At 48.1% G+C, this 17268-nt stretch carries 16 protein-coding genes; 8 read left to right on the top strand and 8 right to left on the bottom strand.

Going from position 1 to position 17268, the window contains the following annotated elements:
• Nucleotides 1-59: 59 nt before the first annotated feature.
• Nucleotides 60-947, bottom strand: coding sequence for a hypothetical protein (locus CX664_RS04825; protein ID WP_145999823.1), 888 nt, complete (start codon nt 945-947; stop codon nt 60-62).
• Nucleotides 948-1717: 770 nt separating this feature from the next.
• On the opposite strand from CX664_RS04825, the gene CX664_RS04820 reads away from it, so the two are divergent.
• The 4 genes from CX664_RS04820 (at nt 1718) to CX664_RS04805 (ending at nt 5551) form a co-directional block, all read left to right on the top strand.
• Nucleotides 1718-2836 (top strand): ABC transporter permease, encoded by a 1119-nt coding sequence (locus CX664_RS04820; RefSeq protein ID WP_101745644.1) that lies wholly within the window; start codon nt 1718-1720, stop codon nt 2834-2836.
• A 2-nt stretch (nt 2837-2838) separates the two neighbouring features.
• Complete coding sequence (locus tag CX664_RS04815; protein WP_101745643.1) at nt 2839-3618, top strand: ABC transporter ATP-binding protein; 780 nt, start codon at nt 2839-2841, stop codon at nt 3616-3618.
• Between the two features lie 350 nt (nt 3619-3968).
• Nucleotides 3969-4919: an MlaD family protein gene (locus tag CX664_RS04810; protein WP_101745642.1), complete on the top strand. Its 951-nt coding sequence runs from the start codon at nt 3969-3971 to the stop codon at nt 4917-4919.
• Nucleotides 4916-5551, top strand: coding sequence for a PqiC family protein (locus CX664_RS04805; protein ID WP_101745641.1), 636 nt, complete (start codon nt 4916-4918; stop codon nt 5549-5551). Before CX664_RS04810 ends, CX664_RS04805 begins: the two co-directional genes overlap by 4 nt.
• A gap of 116 nt (nt 5552-5667) precedes the next feature.
• Here the strand turns inward: CX664_RS04805 and CX664_RS26200 are convergent, their stop codons facing one another.
• Nucleotides 5668-6306 carry an OTU domain-containing protein gene (locus CX664_RS26200; RefSeq protein WP_101745640.1) on the bottom strand — a complete coding sequence of 213 codons (639 nt, stop codon included), beginning with the start codon at nt 6304-6306 and terminating at the stop codon, nt 5668-5670.
• 34 nt (nt 6307-6340) lie between these two features.
• On the opposite strand from CX664_RS26200, the gene CX664_RS26195 reads away from it, so the two are divergent.
• Nucleotides 6341-6577, top strand: coding sequence for a hypothetical protein (locus CX664_RS26195; protein WP_163372442.1), 237 nt, complete (start codon nt 6341-6343; stop codon nt 6575-6577).
• 171 nt (nt 6578-6748) lie between these two features.
• Here the strand turns inward: CX664_RS26195 and udp are convergent, their stop codons facing one another.
• Nucleotides 6749-7516 (bottom strand): uridine phosphorylase, encoded by a 768-nt coding sequence (gene udp / locus CX664_RS04790; protein WP_101745638.1) that lies wholly within the window; start codon nt 7514-7516, stop codon nt 6749-6751.
• Nucleotides 7517-7736: 220 nt separating this feature from the next.
• Here udp and CX664_RS04785 point away from each other — a divergent pair, with 220 nt between their 5' ends.
• Complete coding sequence (locus tag CX664_RS04785) at nt 7737-9080, top strand: sodium-dependent transporter (RefSeq protein ID WP_101745637.1); 1344 nt, start codon at nt 7737-7739, stop codon at nt 9078-9080.
• On the opposite strand, the gene CX664_RS26190 is transcribed toward CX664_RS04785, so the two are convergent.
• The 3 genes from CX664_RS26190 to CX664_RS27730 form a co-directional block, all read right to left on the bottom strand.
• The gene (locus tag CX664_RS26190; RefSeq protein WP_163372439.1) at nt 9081-9254 is read right to left on the bottom strand and encodes a hypothetical protein; all 174 of its coding nucleotides are present in this window, start codon (nt 9252-9254) and stop codon (nt 9081-9083) included.
• Between the two features lie 72 nt (nt 9255-9326).
• Nucleotides 9327-10073, bottom strand: coding sequence for an FKBP-type peptidyl-prolyl cis-trans isomerase (gene fkpA / locus CX664_RS04780; protein WP_101745636.1), 747 nt, complete (start codon nt 10071-10073; stop codon nt 9327-9329).
• Nucleotides 10074-10618: 545 nt separating this feature from the next.
• Nucleotides 10619-10741, bottom strand: a complete 123-nt coding sequence (locus CX664_RS27730) for a hypothetical protein (protein WP_276328471.1) — start codon at nt 10739-10741, stop codon at nt 10619-10621.
• Nucleotides 10742-10778: 37 nt separating this feature from the next.
• Between CX664_RS27730 and CX664_RS04775 the strand changes: the two genes are divergently transcribed.
• The gene (locus CX664_RS04775) at nt 10779-11573 is read left to right on the top strand and encodes a lytic transglycosylase domain-containing protein (protein ID WP_180966374.1); all 795 of its coding nucleotides are present in this window, start codon (nt 10779-10781) and stop codon (nt 11571-11573) included.
• A 118-nt stretch (nt 11574-11691) separates the two neighbouring features.
• Nucleotides 11692-12348: a hypothetical protein gene (locus CX664_RS04770; protein ID WP_101745634.1), complete on the top strand. Its 657-nt coding sequence runs from the start codon at nt 11692-11694 to the stop codon at nt 12346-12348.
• 147 nt (nt 12349-12495) lie between these two features.
• On the opposite strand, the gene CX664_RS04765 is transcribed toward CX664_RS04770, so the two are convergent.
• On the bottom strand, nt 12496-13296 hold the full coding sequence (locus CX664_RS04765) for a hypothetical protein (protein WP_101745633.1): 801 nt from the start codon (nt 13294-13296) through the stop codon (nt 12496-12498).
• Nucleotides 13297-13745: 449 nt separating this feature from the next.
• A complete protein-coding gene (locus tag CX664_RS04760; RefSeq protein ID WP_145999821.1) occupies nt 13746-16733 on the bottom strand; it encodes a hypothetical protein in 2988 nt (995 codons plus the stop codon).
• Nucleotides 16734-17268 lie beyond the last annotated feature (535 nt).

Raw genomic sequence — 17268 nt, 5'->3', positions numbered from 1 at the left:
TGCCTTACCAGTGATCAGATGAGTGGTTCGGACTGGCGCACGTTTATAAAATATCCGGGTTAAGACGTTGGCGAGTGGGAAGGATCTTCAAAATACAATGTAATGCTGTTGGCAGGAAAAAAAATCTTGTTTTCATCTGGAAGGATGCCGGGATGTGATGAGTGAAGTAATGTTGAATTATTTGATATTTTCGAGAATAACCATTTTGGGTCGTATCTTAATCTGCCACGAATTTTACCCTGTTCCAGGTAAACCGATGGATCTACTCTCTGGTCTATTTCAGTAGCAGGGATTTTAAAGCTGATAAACAGTAATTGGCCGGATTTCAGGTGGCAGCATGCCTGCCCCTGAAGTGTGGATTTCGCTCTGGGTGTACCTTTCAGGCTGACAATATCGGTATCAAGCAGTTTGTTAAAAAGCGACGTAATTGTATTGTAAACTTTCTGCTGACCTTTCGTTAAGATGGGAATATGTAGTAAATGTTTTATCGTTGAATCTTTTTTAAAAATTTTTATGCTGTTTTTAGCAAGATGAATGGGGTGGGGTGGGATATGCTGCAGCGATTCTTTCATAAAGCATCGGGCAGGCATTGAGATAACTCTCTTTACCATCGCGTCGTCATCAAATAACAAATTACCTGATATAGCGTACTTTTTTTGCAGTGTGTGCAGCGGTAATCCGCTGTTTGATAAATCCTTTTTGAAGTGTACCTGAATGCGCAGTCTACTTCCCCCGGGGGAAAAGCTGGCAAAACCTGCGCTAAGTTCTTTATTGATATATCCAAAGTTAGCGGTTATCACTTTTCCGTTCCATGCTCTGAGCGTGTTTATAATGGCATAGTGGTTAACAGAAGGTATCTCAGGTAGTGCTTTGGCTGAAGCTGCCTGATCAACAGTCGTCTTACCAGCAACGATGATACCTGATTTCGATTTTTCCTTTTTGCACAAGGAAGCGGTTTGCGTCAGTGAGCCGTTTTGCCTGCCAGTCCCATTCCCATCAGAGAGCGTGGTGTTTTCAAAGATGGGCTCTCCCCTTAAAGTGCTGGGAGCAGGTGGTTTATCGGTATCTGATGGATCAATATACCTTCTGCCTTCCACTATTTGCAGTAACGCTTCGCATATAGGGTTTTCTTCAGGTCTGGGACTGTAGTCTGGAATGGCAAACGGGTTATGAAAGGCTGCTGTGCCCATTTTTTTTACCTCTGAAGAGGTAGGGGTCCACACTGAAGAGGTGGGGGGAGGCAATGGCAGGGTGGTATCGGGACATAGTTTTGTTTCGAGTGGATCGATACTCCCCGTCTCTCGTCCCAACCATAACAAGCGTGCGGTAGGGATCAGGGGTTGTAGATGTTGTGACCCACATGGGTGAATCACCCTCAATGTCTGGTTCATAATGGCGAACATTACCTGGTTGAGGTTACTTCAAGAATGTAGGAGCTGGGAGGCTGACCGAGAATAGCCTCCTAGGGCAATGTCCTGAAATAGTTTCGACAAGCAAAGCAATTAGGACGAACGTAACTTTGAAACTCAGAAATCTGCAGACTATTTCGGGACAATCCCTCAGTAAGAAAGCATATCTGGTAAATAGTTCCCGCTTTAGCCGTTTTGATAAGTGATAGTGAAAGAACAACTGCCTGGTAAGTATTTTTCACGCTTGCCTGTTGGTGGTGTTTTTCTGTTATTATTGGCCCTTTTTTCATTTCAAGGCATCAACCAGCATGAACCAGGCGACACTGACCTTTGATAAAGTGTCTGACCCAAAGGTTGTGATCACTCTTCAGGGCAGCTGGACGATTAATGGTGTTTTGCCAGCCCTGGATCAGCTTTCTGCTTTACCGGATTATGATCAATTAAAAACCGTTGCCTTTATTAGCGGTGATGACTTCTCGTGGGACTCCAGACTGCTGGCCTGGCTATTGGCCTGCCAGCGCATGCTGGAGCCTTCCCATTGCCAGCTTGATCTCAGTGGCCTGCCTGAGGATGTAAGAGATCTGTGCAGGCTTGCCAATACCGTACCGCCCAATAAGGCCCTGCCGGATAGAAACCCATCCCTGTTGCATCGGCTGGTCGACCGGGTTGCCCGCATGGGTGATGAGGCGATGGAGCTGTTGGCGTTTATTGGCGAACTGGCACTGTCCCTGAGTCGCTGGTTGTCCCGTAAAGGATCCGCCCGCTGGTCAGATATTATCAGCTTTTGCCACCAATCCGGTCCTTCTGCTTTGCCGATTATCACGCTGCAAAGTGTTCTGATCGGGATGATTCTTGCTTATCTGGGTATGGTCCAGCTCCGACAGTTTGGTGCCGAGGTGTATGTCGCCAATCTGGTGGGGGTTGGCATGGTGCGTGAGATGGGAGCATTGATGACGGCGGTGATTATGTCCGGTCGAACCGGTGCCGCCTATGCCGCCCAGCTGGGCACCATGCAGGTTAATGAAGAGATTGATGCATTGACAACTCTGGGCATAAATCCCATGGATTATCTGGTGTTACCCAGAACCCTGGCCCTGATCCTGACCATTCCTCTGCTCTGTCTGTACAGTAATATTCTGGGCATGCTCGGGGGTGGGCTGGTGGCTACCAGTATGGATATTACCTGGTTGATGTACCTGTACCAGCTCCAGGATGCGATTTCTTTTGGTGATATCATGACCGGCGTTGCCAAGAGCTTTCTGTTTGCCCTGATGATTGCCATGGCCGGGTGTCGTGCCGGCCTGGCTTGTGGTCGTTCCTCCGCTGCGGTAGGTCAGGCGACGACCAATGCGGTAGTGACCGCCATTATTTATCTCGTGGTGGCCGATGCCGGGCTGAATATCCTTTTTTATCACCTGGGAATTTGAGCATGGGGCAACTGCAACAGGAAGGTCAGGAGGTGGTGATTGAAGCCCGTGGCTTGACCATGAAGTATGGTAGCAACCTGATTCAGTCCAACCTGCATTTTCAAATCAAAAAAGGTGATGTGTTTGTCATTATGGGGGGCAGTGGCTGCGGTAAAAGCACGCTCCTGAAACATATGATTGGGCTCTACCAGCCGGCAGAGGGCGATATCCTGTTTGGCGGGCAGAGTTACTTTGCCGCATCCCCGGAGCAACAGTTGGCGATGCGTCAACGCTGGGGCGTTACCTATCAGGGGGGCGCGTTGTTCAGTGATAAGACACTGGCCGAGAATGTTGCCCTGCCACTGGCACAGTATACGACACTGTCTAGTAAAGATATTCAGGATATGGTGCGTTATAAACTGGCGCTGGTGGGTTTGGCCGGTTTTGAAGACTTTTACCCATCCCGGATCAGTGGTGGTATGTGTAAGCGTGCAGGGCTGGCCAGGGCCATTGCCCTGGACCCGGATATCCTGTTTTTTGATGAACCCTCGGCTGGACTGGACCCTCTCAGTGCCAGACGACTGGATGACCTGATTCTGCAATTAAGAGATTCCACCGGTGCCACGGTCGTGATTGTCACCCATGAGCTGGCCAGTATTTTTGCCATTGGCAGCAATGGGGTCTATCTCGATGCCAACAGCAAAACCCAGCTGGATACCGGGTCTCCCGACTATATGCTTAACCACAGTAAACACGATCTGGTCAGGTCGTTCCTGTCCAGAGGTGAGTTTAGGGCCTGTTGACGTTTCGTTGCGTGCTCAGCGTATCAGGGCGCTCCTATGACGAGGCGCGGCATTGCAGGAAGGCTGGTTGCCTTTCAAAATGTCGCAACGAAGTCATAGGGGCGCCCTGATACGCCCGAAGGGTGGCTCAGAAAGGCGCCATCTGCTTTGTCAGACTTGCTTGGCGTAGAATAACTACGCGCTGCACAAGTCTTTCGCGCATCTGACGCCTTTCTGAGCCAGACTGCGCGTCCCGCTGAGCACGCAACGAAACGTCAACAGGCCCTAGGGATGGGGGAATTTACAAAGCGACTCAATGAATTAAGACTCAATGAATTAATTAGTGAGGCTCGCTTTTCCGAGAGAAGCCTATGAATAGAAAATCCTTGTCAGTATCCGTTGGCCTTTTTGTCATCCTGATCATTACCATGACGTTTGCCCTGGTGTTGTTTCTTAATGCGGATGGTTTTTCCAGGAAGGCTGTCCAGCGTTATCAGGTTCTGTTTGACAGCTCGATCAAAGGCCTGAATGTTGGTGCTCCCGTGACTCTTCGCGGTGTGAAAATTGGTGAAGTGGTCACCATCAAGACCAAGCTGTATCACAATCATCAGAAGGTCTTGAATGTGGTCACCATTGATATGTACCCGGATGCTATCAGTGAGCATGATAGCAGTGACCATAATGTGCTGGGACAGTTGCTGCAGCAGGGGCTCAGTGCCCAGGTTGGGCTGCAGAGTGTATTGACCGGGATGCTGTATATCGAGGTGGATTTCTTTGACTCTGTGCCGGAAATGCAGCCTGTGGACACCGAGTATCCACAGATCCCCACAGTGCCCAATCACCTGGAAGAGTTTATTGAGCGGTTTGAGAGCATTAATATTGCGGAAATGGCCAGCAGTTTAACGGAAGTTCTGGATAATCTGTCCCGGCTGACCGGAGATGATCGCCTGAACAAACTGATTGATGATGTTGATAAGGCATTTGTCAGTGTGGCAGCGATGTCCGATGAGATGACCTTGAGCATGGCGGGCATTCGCAAAGAATTTGCTGCCATGTCACAGGATTCCGGGGAAGTGACCGCATTGCTGAAAACCCATCTGCCTGCCGCCACGCAGCAGTTGAATGAAACCATGCTGCAGCTTCAGCAGACCATGTCCGCAGCGGAAGAGACATTGGCACCTGACTCACCATTGATGTACCAGCTGACGCAGAGTTCAAAAGACATCAGTCGTGCTTCCAGGGCGGTGGACGATCTGGCGGACCTGCTGCAACGCCAACCCGATTCGATTATCTTTGGTAGACAGTCAGGAGATGTACGGTGAGCCGTTACCTTCGTATATTGAACCTTGTTATGGGTCAGAACGCTGCTGCAAAGGCTTTTTTCCTGATCATATTGCTCTCGGGCTGTTCCGCAAGGAACCCCAACTATCATGATTATACGCTGGTAGCGGCAGCGGTTTCACAAGAGCAGACTGTGCTGCCGGACACCGCTACACTGGGGGTTTTTCCGGTGACTGTTGCCGGTTGGCTGGATAAGAAAACAATTACCTGGAGCGATGGTGGTGTTCGTTTACAGTCCTCTGCGAATGATCACTGGGGGGAGCCCTTACCAGAGCTGCTGACACAGGCTATGGTGCAAAATCTGCGTCAACAGGTTCACTCTGGCACTTGGATAAGCTCCGGCCCCTGGGTCCGCAATAAACGCCCGAAAGTGGTCGCCTTTGTTGATGTTCAGTCCATAGCACTGGTGAACCGGCAGTTACGGATGAGCGTGGCCTGGTCTCTGGAAGGGCAGGATCAGCAGGTCATTGCCCGGCAGGAGAGAGTCTATACACTGCCGCTGGAGAGTGATGTTTCTACACAAGCTCTCGTTCGGACATTAAGTCAGGTCTGGGGAGGGGTTGCCAACGATATGCTTCAGGGTTTTCCCGGGCTTGGAGCCAGTCGGACTTAAGACTGTCCTACTGCGGTTGCGATAAATTGGTCTAAAAATTCCTGCTTCTTCGTCAAATAGCCCCGCTATTCTCCTCAGAAGCAGAAATTTTTATCCTCAATTTCTCGCAATCCTCGCTACGGACGCTTAAGTCCGACAGGCTCCTTGGCAACTAAGGGCGCATGTGAGGCAATCTGTCCGGCAGGTGGTTCGGGGATGGTATCTTCGGTTACCTTCCTGTATTGATCTTCAGGCATGATGTTGCGCTTTCTGCAGCCTCTGAAGTGATTATTGTCAGTGTTCTCAAGTAATACAAAGTCGCCAATCCCATTTAAATCAAAGTTTTTCAGCTGATCGTCAGTTACGGGGAAGTAGAAACCATAAGCATCAACAGCGCTCATAATGGTGCCCTTGTTATTTACTGTAATGACTGGCTTTTGCAACACTCTGGCAACCAGGGGAACGATGACTGTATACATCCATTTGCCATCACATTTGATGGCGTCCATACCGGTCATGCCGTCGTGCTCGGAATCATTCGTTAAATAGAAGTAAAGGTCTTCTTCCGGCACAGAATCCCGCCAGCTTTCGTCTTCATTGAAATGTGAATGATTGTTTTCGTAATCCTGTAGCCATTCTCTTGCTTCTTCATACACCTGTTGACGTAAGCTGTGAGCATCCCGACCGGGGCGTTGCGCGCATGACACAAGGGCAGCATGGAAAAAACAATTGCCATCGCCGGGGACATCGACAACTTCGTACCCCTGGTTGTACACAATGTTGGAGGTGCTTTCAGATATACAGCTGAGTATGTCACTCAGTCTATCGATGCCACGGGAAAATGTAGAAGGATTGGTAGAAAGGGTATTGTTTGGTGAACAGGCATTGATAGCACAGTCCGTAGACATGACGGTAAGCACTCCAAAAACTGCTGCTGCGACGAAGCATCCTGAAGAGATCGCACTCAAGGTAAATGCTGCGGACACAAGGGTAGAAGCCGCTGGGAATATACACACTGCCCAGCGCTTCCAGCTGGCCTGTGGTTGATCTGTCGGAGGCGCATCTCCGGATCGATCCACAGGACCGTTGGATAAAGGTGTTGGTAACGATTGTATCAAAAGAGTCTCACCGGAACGTCGTATCATTCCCAATCTTATTTCCATGCCCATCCGGGGCCTGGTTTAATATTCAGCCAGTGCTGCCACCGCAGTAGGGCAGTCAATTCTCGATCAGCCTCCTGGCTGCTCCGATCACGGTGTTAATCGCGTTGGGCTCAACACTGGCCAGCTTTTCAGTATCTGGCGTTTCATTGCAGGTACGGTTAACAATGACCCCGGCAACGCACCCGGCCTTAAGCCCCATGGCAGAACACATGGTCAGAAGGGTTGCGGACTCCATTTCATAGTTAAGCACTCCCATCGACTGCCACTCAGCCATAGAGCCCTGTAGCTCTTTTCTGACCCGCTGGGTGAAGGTGTCATAACGTTCCTGACCGGGGTAGAAGGTGTCGCTGGAGGCGGTAATACCGGTCCAGTAGTTAAGCCCGTCTTGTTCAGCGTTATCTACCAGTGCCCGGGTACACTGAAAGTCGGCAACGGCAGGATAGTTGATGGGGGCAAAATGTCGGCTGGCACCGTCCAGGCGGACGGAACCGGTGGTGATAATGACATCGCCCACATTGATATGGGGCTGGATGGCACCCGTGGTGCCAACTCTCAGAAAAGTCCGGATCCCCAGTTGTGCCAGCTCTTCTACGGCGATAGATGTGGAAGGTCCACCGATACCGGTTGAACAAACCACAACAGACTGACCCTCCAGCTCCCCTCGCCAGGAGGTGAACTCCCGGAGGCTGGCCAGCTTGATCGGGTTATCCATCAGTTCAGCAATACGTTCGACCCGCTCCGGATCACCGGGGACAATGGCCAGTGTGGCACCATTCAAAACCTTTTGGCTCAGGCCGAGATGAAAAACTTCGCTGCTGCTCATATATGCCTCCGGGAACGTCCCCTGGATCATTGAACTTTACCTCTTAGCATCCATCATAGACGCATCCATGGGGAGTGTTTATCGATCTGGATCAATATTTGATCCGCAGGAGGCCAGATCTGGAATCCTTCAGAGCCCATCCGATGATATAAGTATGCGTTTGCGTCTATGCTGATAATGACCTGTTGGTCAGTACATACCAGTAGAAAATGGACAGTCCATGCCACCTGAAAACAGAATCACTTCCAATCGCGCGTTTATTTTCGCTATTGCCGGGGCTGCCATCGGTTTGGGAAATATCTGGCGTTTCCCTTATGTGGCCGGTGAAAACGGAGGAAGCCTGTTTTTCCTTCTTTATATTATTTTTGTGGTGTTGCTGGGGTTGCCAGTCATGGTTGCCGAGATTGTGGTTGGCCGGGCAGGGCGGTCTTCACCCGCCGGCAGTCTGCGGCAGCTGGCGGTGAATGCTGGCCATACCAGGCACTGGAGTAAGCTGGCCTGGATGGGAACGCTGGCGGCCACAATGATTCTCTCATTCTACAGTGTCGTGTCCGGCTGGGTGCTGCACTTTTTCTTCCAGTCGCTCTCGGGGGAACTTCCAGCCAACAGCATTCAAGCGACTTCGATACATTTTCAACAGCTGCTGGAATCACCCTGGCAAGTGGTTTTATACCACGGTCTGTTTATTGTTATGACCGTGGCCATCAGTGGTCGAGCCATTTCCAAAGGTATTGAACAGCTGAATAACTGGCTGATGCCCCTGATGTACCTGATTCTGGTGGTTCTACTGATATATGCCAGTCAGTTCAGTGGTTTTGCGCCAGCCCTTGATTACCTGTTTGCTTTCAGGTTTGAGGCGGTCAGCGGCGGTGTGGTGCTGGAGGCAATGGGCCATGCCTTTTTCACCCTGGCCATTGGTGCCTGTTGTCTGATGGCCTATGGGGCTTATATGCCGGAGAGGCAGTCGGTGGTTAAGGCGGTATTGGTGGTCGCCTTGCTTGATGTGCTGGTGGCGGTGATGGTCGGTATTGCCACCTTTGCCGTGGTATTCAGTGAAGGACTGTCGGTGGCGGAAGGTCCCGGGCTGATGTTTATCACCCTGCCGGTTGCCCTGGCTCAAATGCCCTTTGGCTCGCTGGTTTTACCCTTATTCTTTCTTCTTCTGGTCATGGCGGTTTGGACATCGGCAGTCAATCTGGCTGAACCGCTGGTGGTGATGATGAGTCGCCTGTGTTCAGGCTTGCGCGCAGCAGGAGCCACCATAGCCGGTGTTATGATATTTCTGGTCGGGTTAATACCCGGGCTCTCTTTCAGTGTCTGGAAGCAGGTTGCTGTTGATGGTAAAACGTTGTTTGACCTTTATACCGCCTTTGCTACCCAGGTTATGCTGCCAGCCGTTGGGCTTCTGGTGCTTTATTTTTGCGGTTATATCATGGAAAGAAAAGTGCTGATTGAGCAGTTGGGAATGCAGGGTAAATCCCTGAAAACCTGGCAGCTCCTGATCCGCTGGGTAAGCCCCGCATTGCTGCTGATGGTCATCATCGGTGAGCTGTTTCAATGTTGATCACATCAGAGATTTGATCAGAGCCGCCACTAACATAACAAAAATTAATACCATGGCGATTTTGGCAAGCCTGCCCTGCTGTTCATTAGTCAGCGGTTTGCCATGGCGCTCCGTCAGCTTAACCACAACAAACAGGGTGATGAACAAAAGTACTAAAATAGAGATCAGGTTCATATTTCACCAAAAATAACGGGCAGTCGTCGTACTGCCCGTTATTGTAACCAGCTTCAAGATTTATTTCGTGGCTTATTCGCTGGCGGCTTCTTCTTTGCCTTCAATGCTGATCAGCTCAACCTCAAATACCAGCACGGAGCCTGCTGGAATGGAGCCAACTTCCTGGTCGCCATAAGCCAGCTCAGCGGGAATCGTCAGGCGATATTCAGAGCCAACAGACATCAGGGCAACACCCTCAGTCCAGCCCTTGATTACGTTTGCCAGGGGGAACGTTGCTGGCTGACCTCTCTGCTTGCTGCTGTCGAAGACAGTGCCGTCAGTCAGCGTACCGGTGTAATGAACGGTAACAGTATCCGCTGCGGTTGGTTTTGGGCCGTCTCCCTGCTTGATAACTTCATATTGCAGACCGGACTCAGTCACGGAAACACCTTCTTTCCCGGCGTTGTCTTCCAGGTATTTGGCACCGGTTTTACGGGTCTCTTCACGCTTTTTGGTAGCGTTCTCCTGAACGACGGTGTTCATCTTCTGCTCATGAGCCCTAAGTGCTGCCCCCATCTCCTCCTCGTTCATTCTGACTTGATCGGCAAGGGCGTCCAGCAAGCCCTGCTGAACCAGCGCACGGTCAAGCACAACACCCAGCTCATCCTGCTGTTTCAGTGTCTGGCTGGCAAAGTTACCGACAGAGGCACCAATGGCATAGGCGGCTTTCTGATCATCCGTGTTTAACTCAACTTCAGGAGTCTGGGCGGTCTTTTCCTGACAGCCTGCTGCCAAGAGTACAGCGGCTGCCAGAGCAGATATTTTAATAACCTTCTTCATATCAGTTTCCGTTGTTTTTGGCCAGAAATGCCGTATTGGCCAGGATGATCTTGCCTGTATCAGGATTAAAGTAAAAACCCTATCATAATGGCACAGCCTTTACGCCAGTTGAACCAAATAACAATAATTTTTCAAAAAAATCACATTATTACCTTACGGTATATCATTACCGGTTTATACAAAATCAATTCTCTCTGAATTTAATGGGGCGACGTTATGCTGGTCTGCTTAAGTTATCAATTGAGGCGTTGATAGAAAGAGCCATCAATTATTGCAGGAAGATGAAAATATCAATTTCACGAATCACGATTCAATTCCATTTGACCAACTATTTACAGGGTATAAAAGGTTGTCTGGGGGGGATTCTGTCGGTCGGTCTTTAACAGCATGCTTCGAATTTCCGGTGTAAAATACGCTATATTTTTACGATCTTTGTCTTTTTGTCCCAGTTTAAATCTCTGGTTTCAATTTATAGAGTTTTTCGTTAGCCATTATTTGCTTTGGAGCCGTCGCTTGGAGTCTGCTGTTAGCACTACCGTTTTTATTCAGTCCGGAAAGCAGCCTGAGATACCTTTGTACAATAAAAATGCAGTAAAAGATGGGCTGTTTTTGGCGGGTTGTCGGACGGGCTGGTATTTTCTGGCGTTGGCAGCTGTTGTTGTCTTCATGGGCTTTTCTCCTGTGCCATGCCATGGACAGGGGGACATGGCAGAGACGGATAAGCGCCAAATGGATAAGCCCTTCCGGCCGGTCTGCATTCATGACCCAAAAGATGGCTGGCAGTCGTTACGCCATGGTTTTCGGTTAATGGCCTACTATCACAATGCGAAGGTCAAAGAGCAGCTGAAAGCATTTCCCCAATATTATTTTAACCGTCTGTCCGAACGAATCCTGGTGTATCAATTTTATTTGAACAGGAAGATTCAGGAAAAAGGTCTGCCGGCAGAGCTGGCCCTGCTACCACTGATCGAAAGCGAGCTTGACCTCAAAGCCCGTTCATCCGCAAGGGCGATGGGGCTCTGGCAGTTGATGCCCGGAACAGCCAGGGCTTACGGACTTAAGGTGTCGAAAACGTGTGATGAAAGAACTGACCTGGAAAAAGCCACTGATGCCGCATTGACCTATATCGAGTACCTCTATAAAAGAACCAGTGACTGGATGTTAACCATTGCTGCTTACAACGCTGGCCTTTATCGGGTGAAACAAAGCATTGCTCAGGCTGAAGCGTCGGGAGAATATTCAGATGCGGGTTTCTGGAGCCTTGATTTGCCAGCTGAGACCCGAAAACATGTGGCCAAGTTTCTGGCCCTCAGCCATGTGGTTCTTCTGCCGGGTAAGTATGGCATCAGGTTGCCAGCCCTTTCTGTTGTCGAGGGTGATGGTTTTTCCAGAGTCAAATCGGGCTATCACTCTCCAGAGTGTGTTATTCCCGGCGCTGGTTGTCTCTATTGTCGCCAGCTGGTGCTTATGGTGCTTTACATTTATTTTCAGGCATTTTAATCAGGCTGAATGACACTATTCCTAACCGTCTTGTTAGTCAATCAAACTGAATACCTTGGTAAATTCCGGTTTTGAAAAAGCATTACCTTAATTTTTATATCAACAAGGAGGTGGTTTAATGAGCTATCCAGGTGTCGCTCCAGTTTCGACTAATGTCAGTCAGACCCAATTTCCTGCTCCTGCCATGGAGGGAAACGGTCGTCGTTCCGTATGGTCAAGTATCGGCAAAGCTGCTGGAAAGGCTTGTGCCATGCCATTTCGCATTGCCTCAACGGTGGTAAATGGCGGTGTTTTTGCTGCCTATTACGTTACCGCTGTGGCTGTTACCGGACTCGCTGCCACCGGAGGTGCTGTCTATGGTATTGGGAAAATGGCCACAGATGCGATCCGTGGAAAACCACACAAAAGCCTGCTGGAATATACCATCAAACCCGCCCGGGAGACTTTCAACTGTATTTCACGCCTGTACTATGAGCTGCCAAGACATGGATCTGAATTGATCTTCTCCGGTGTAGCTGTCGCTGCGGTAACTGTTCTGGCAATCGTGGCAATCGTGGCAGGAGATGGCAATAGCCACGTATGGATACATACCCCCTGCTGTTATCACAATTGTGGCGATGCCGGTGGCGCAGGTCACCAGAAACCTGCGGATGATGACTATAACCCTTCAGGCTTGTCCGCGATACTGCATCCATACAGACCTTCTATTTTACTCGGACGTAAAATCATGGGGACAACTACACAGGCACTGAATAGCGGCCAGAAGGTTGACTGAAAAGGGGAAGAAAATGCGCATATTCATTAGAGAAACATGCCTGCATTCCAATCCAACCATCTCACAGATTTGGTTGAGTAAATAAACTCACATAACGAACAGGGCGTTACATCAGATGCACTTCGCTTCCTGATTGGTAATGCTCCTTCAGTCTGTTGACTGAAAAGTGGGGGGCACTGATGTTAATTCTGCTTTTTTTGCCTCAGCTGCCGACTCTGCTTTTTCCCTCGCCAACTCTTCACTCAAGCCTTGTTTTATAGCCAATCGATAGGTTGTTGTCCTTGTATACCTTATGGCCTGGTCTGCCTTACCTTTATCAGATGCAGCGAATTTGGCCCACCTTCTGGCGCTGGCCTCTTTGTATTTATCGGATGCCATGTATTTAGCCCTGGCCCTGGCTATGGCCTTCCTGCCTTTTTCGGATGCAGCATATTTGGCCCTTGACGTCTTGCGTTTATCAGATGCGGTGTATTTGGCTATGGTCTCTTTGCCTTTATCGGATGCCATGTATTTAGCCGTGGCCCTGGCCATGGTCTCTTTGCCTTTATTGGATGCCAGATATTTAGCTCTGGCCTTCCTGCCTTTTTCTGATGCAGCATATTTGGCCCTTGACGTCTTGCGTTTATCAGATGCGGTGTATTTGGCTATGGACTCTTTGCCTTGATCGGATGCCATGTATTTAGCCGTGGCCCTGGCCGTGGTCTCTTTGCCTTTATTGGATGCCAGATATTTAGCTTTGGCCCTGGCTATGGCCTTCCTGCCTTTTTCGGATGCAGCATATCTGGCTCTGGTCGCGTTGCGTTTATCGGACTCACTCACCTCTTTTAGTGTCTTAAGTGCCTGGGGCAGATCAGGATTGGGGGGCAGAAGTTCGCCGTAACCGGAAGATTCAGTTGCTTTAAACTCAACAGTGTTGGCAGGAGCCTGTTGTTGAGTGTACCTGATCAACGGACTGACTGCCGCAATGGAGCGTGGTGGTGGCTGGGAAAAAGTAATTGTTGAATGTACAGGGGGAGGTAAATGGAACGTTGAAAAAACACTCAGAGCACTTGAAGAACCGGGTGTCTCCTGATTCGGTAATTGTTGTTTTAAATATCCAGAATGGGACTGCTCAAGTATCTGTACAGGATAACCGAACCCTCTGAGTTGTGAGCTTGAAACCTCCGCCAGTAATAGTAAGGGATTTTTTTGCAACTCCTGTAAACAAGGAGATCCATAAAAGATAGTTGAGTCCGGGCTAAACTTGTACATTACATTACTGAACCATTGAATTACACCCTGAGACCACTCCTTCATTATGAAAGTTCAACTCTGATACAGCTCATTTGATATTTACGTCAGCCAATTGTAAAGATTGGCTACAGCTATTAATCCGGATATAGGTTAGTTGAAAAAGACTATTGTACGGCTCCCAGCTGTGTTTTAAGTTCTGTAAAACCTTTAATGACTTGCTCAAGCTGCTGTTCGGCATAATTACGCATATCACAAACTGAGCTGTCAACTTTCCACTCCCTTTTTGATTTCTTCAGCAGTGCTTTATAAACGGTGTTCTTTGCTTCTTTGTTCTGATCTGCTTTGCCACCGTCTGGCACACTGGTAACCTCTTTTGTTTTAAGTGTTTTAAAAAGCTGTTTTCTTGTAGCTAAAAGATTGGATATGTCAGGCACCGGTTGCAGGTCTTTCAGGTACTGCTTTACATCGTTCATTTCTTCAATGATAAACGCTACCCTTTGTTGCAGGTGAAACATTTGCAGATCATTTTCCTCACTTGCCAGGCCGACCATCATATCCTGAGTCAGTTGATGGGCGGCATCTCTGCCTCGATCAAGGGCTGACTGATACAGGGAGGCGCTGGTGAATGCACGTTTGATCAGGACCTGAATCTGCTCTGGATCAGATAACCGGGTAAGGAAATTGATGCTGCTGATGCTAATTGGCTGATTTGGATTTCTATCATATAGCCACTGGGCGTCATACTGCCATGGATGTTGAGCAGCTTCCTGAAGAGCATCATCACAGAAGGCTCTCATTTTGTCGAATTTCTCGACAAAAAGTGTGGCCCGGTTAAATTTATCCGTGCACTTATTGCATAGGTTGTAGGCAAGATCACCATAAACCCAGACAGCCAATACGGGGGATTGCAGTATTTCAGGAAATACAGAATCGACTGTCGTCAGTTCGTTAACATAGTTTTCGCCGTACTCAAGATTTTTATTAAACAGTTGCAATCGCTTACTCATGCTATTAACCAGCTTTGCATGATCTGATTCCGGTTGTTCTTTCTCCTGTGGTTCAGATTTTATTCTGGTGATCTCCTGTTGAAGCTGCTGTTTTCTTTTGTTTCTTATTTCCTGTTTCTGTTTTGCCCGCTCCCTTTTTTTCATATTTTCTCGTAATATGTCATGATTGATGTTTTTCTCACTCTCAAATTCATTAAGATAATCTTGGCGTACCTTGTCAATTTCAGTGAGTCGAATTTTACCCGCTTCATGGAGGGTCTTTATAGAAGCTTCCAGATTTTGTGACTCAGTGTGAACAAGGTTGGATTTCTGAATGACTTTTTGATGCACTTGATTGAGTATCGAGCAGCAACTGTTCAGATTTTGTATAAATTGATTATGTGTCGAAAGGTCATCCGGGAAATTATTAGTCAGTGTTGTTAATAAACTATTAGTAATCTCTGTTGCTACTCTGGCTAATCGAATCATTGATATTTTGTTATTGCCAGCTTGTCCCGTTCGAAATATTTCATGGTCAGATAGCGTTTTAAGGAGGCACATGGTGGTGTTTAACAGACCCGGGTGCTGCAAAGATTTTACCAGAATCATCAGGGTCGTACTTTCCAGTTGTTCTATAGATTTAAGCCAAATGCTTTTAACGTTGCCGGGTCCTTGTGCTTCCTGTTGCACCAGTAAATGCTGAAGCGGGCGACTTTGCAGCAAGAGGCACAGTGACTCAGTAAGCATTATGAACTCATCGGTAAATTTTGAAGAATAGTCAGACAGTGTGTTAATACTCACAAGAAGAGCATCCATTGAGTAGGCAATAGTATCTCCAATGTCCTGTGTATTTTCCTCACCCAATTTAATCATTTTGTAAACAAGATCAGAGGTAAATTGTATATGCCACTGAATGCACTGCCTGGAAAAAGTTTCTGGCACCTTGGCAGGCGTATTGTTATCCGCCTGCTGGTTCAGCTTGATACTTAGGGTTTTTGCTAATGACATGATGGTATTGATAAGGTCTGCTAATTGTTTATCATGGCTTTCATTAATGGCTTGTTGTTTTTCACTGATAGCAAAAAGTTTTTTTCCATGTTGTAACAACGGTTGACTGGACAAACGTGGATGGCAGTATATCGTCTCTGCCGACCTGATGAATGGGGCTTTGAGTGTAAAAACTTTTTGGTCAAAATAGGGGTAGTAGTACATGCTGGTAAAATCCAGATTCCATAGATCATCTGTTTCCAGTTTTTCCACGTACCCTCTTGCCTCTTTGGTTTTGGCCATTTCTTTCAGCTGGTTCATCTCTTTGCCAGAACACTTATAAAATGCCAAATGCGCGGCCAGACTGTTTCTTACTTTTTCTCTCTTAATAAACTTATCCGGGTCTAATGAAGCTGCAGTACGGTTTAACTGACTGCTCAGGGGGTGAATGTCTACATAACTTGTTGGTTTGGTCAAAAGTATATCAGTCGATGGCAGTTTTTTTATTTTATGTAACGGAGGAAGTTTTACCGTGCTGTTATTTTCTCTCAGCTGGTTTTGTAGTGTCTTGTGTTGTTTTTTTAACTCGCTCCTGGAAAGCTTTATTCTGTTCCCCTGTTTATCAAAGCTATTATCGGTGCGCATTTTCTGATGAAAATCGAAGCATTCGAGGTAAAGCAGCCTGAGTGCCCAGGGTGTTTTTCTGGCAGCCCCGGGGTGCCTGAGTTGCAGGACTTGTTGAACTGAAAAATATGTCCCGGGACTATTCGGGTAATCCGGGGCTGATGAAGGCGTTACCTCAGCACTGGCCTCATTAGATTCCGGACCTGCAACCTGCAGGAGTGGGATAGCTCCCACTGGTACTTCATCCTTTGTCGGCAGCTGTTGGGATGGGCATGCTTTTTCATTGCTGATGGCAAAAGCGTTTGCCGACTGTCTGTCATCTCTCCGGGATGCCTGTTCCTGAGAACATTGCAGTGTTTTTGGCAGGAACTCGTTTGCTTCCGGATCCAGATTAACCTTTGTCGTTATTGCTATTTCTCTAGCCGCTTTCACCATGGTTGCCTCAGGCTGAGCAGCCTTGCTCTCAAATCCCTGACGAAGTGCTCTATCATGCGTACGGCTCTCAACCGGGCAGGAAGGTGGCCAGCCTGGCATTTGATCAGCAGGTACTGACATAAAATTCTGCCCGGAAAACGGATGGCATGCTGCAATGTAAGTGTCTGGCTCTATTGGCCATGGCAGTGTGTTCATACTGATCGGCTGTTGTTGCGGCAATGGAATGACAGGCTGATTTCCACAATATACGGCAGCAACCGACTGACCGGTCATTTGAGTTGTTGCCAGAAATTGAACTGGAACTGGTGAAACGGGAAGGATGCCCCTTGCAGAAATATCTGTAGTTTGAAAAGGATATGGATTAGCGCGACAGGGTATCAAAGCTTCGCAATTTGATGGAACCGGGTTTTGTTCATAGCCGCGTTTGGCATGAGGTGTGACAGGCAATCCTGAAACTTTTAGCCCTGGATAATGTACCCTTTGATCAATGTTCATAGGAGGCAATGGCATTCTAAAAGTTCTCTTAATTAATTTATCCCGATTTTTTTACACTGTATTATAGAAAAATTTTCCATTTTAACTGCGATCAGTTTCAGTTGGTCAGGCTGGAGTGACGGCTTTTGTTAAATATGCCTGATTGCAATTTATTGTTAGA

The organism is Endozoicomonas acroporae, assembly GCF_002864045.1.
Lineage (GTDB): Bacteria > Pseudomonadota > Gammaproteobacteria > Pseudomonadales > Endozoicomonadaceae > Endozoicomonas > Endozoicomonas acroporae.
The sequence above is the reverse complement of the archived record's forward strand: the minus strand, read 5'-3'. Positions and strand labels throughout refer to the sequence as shown.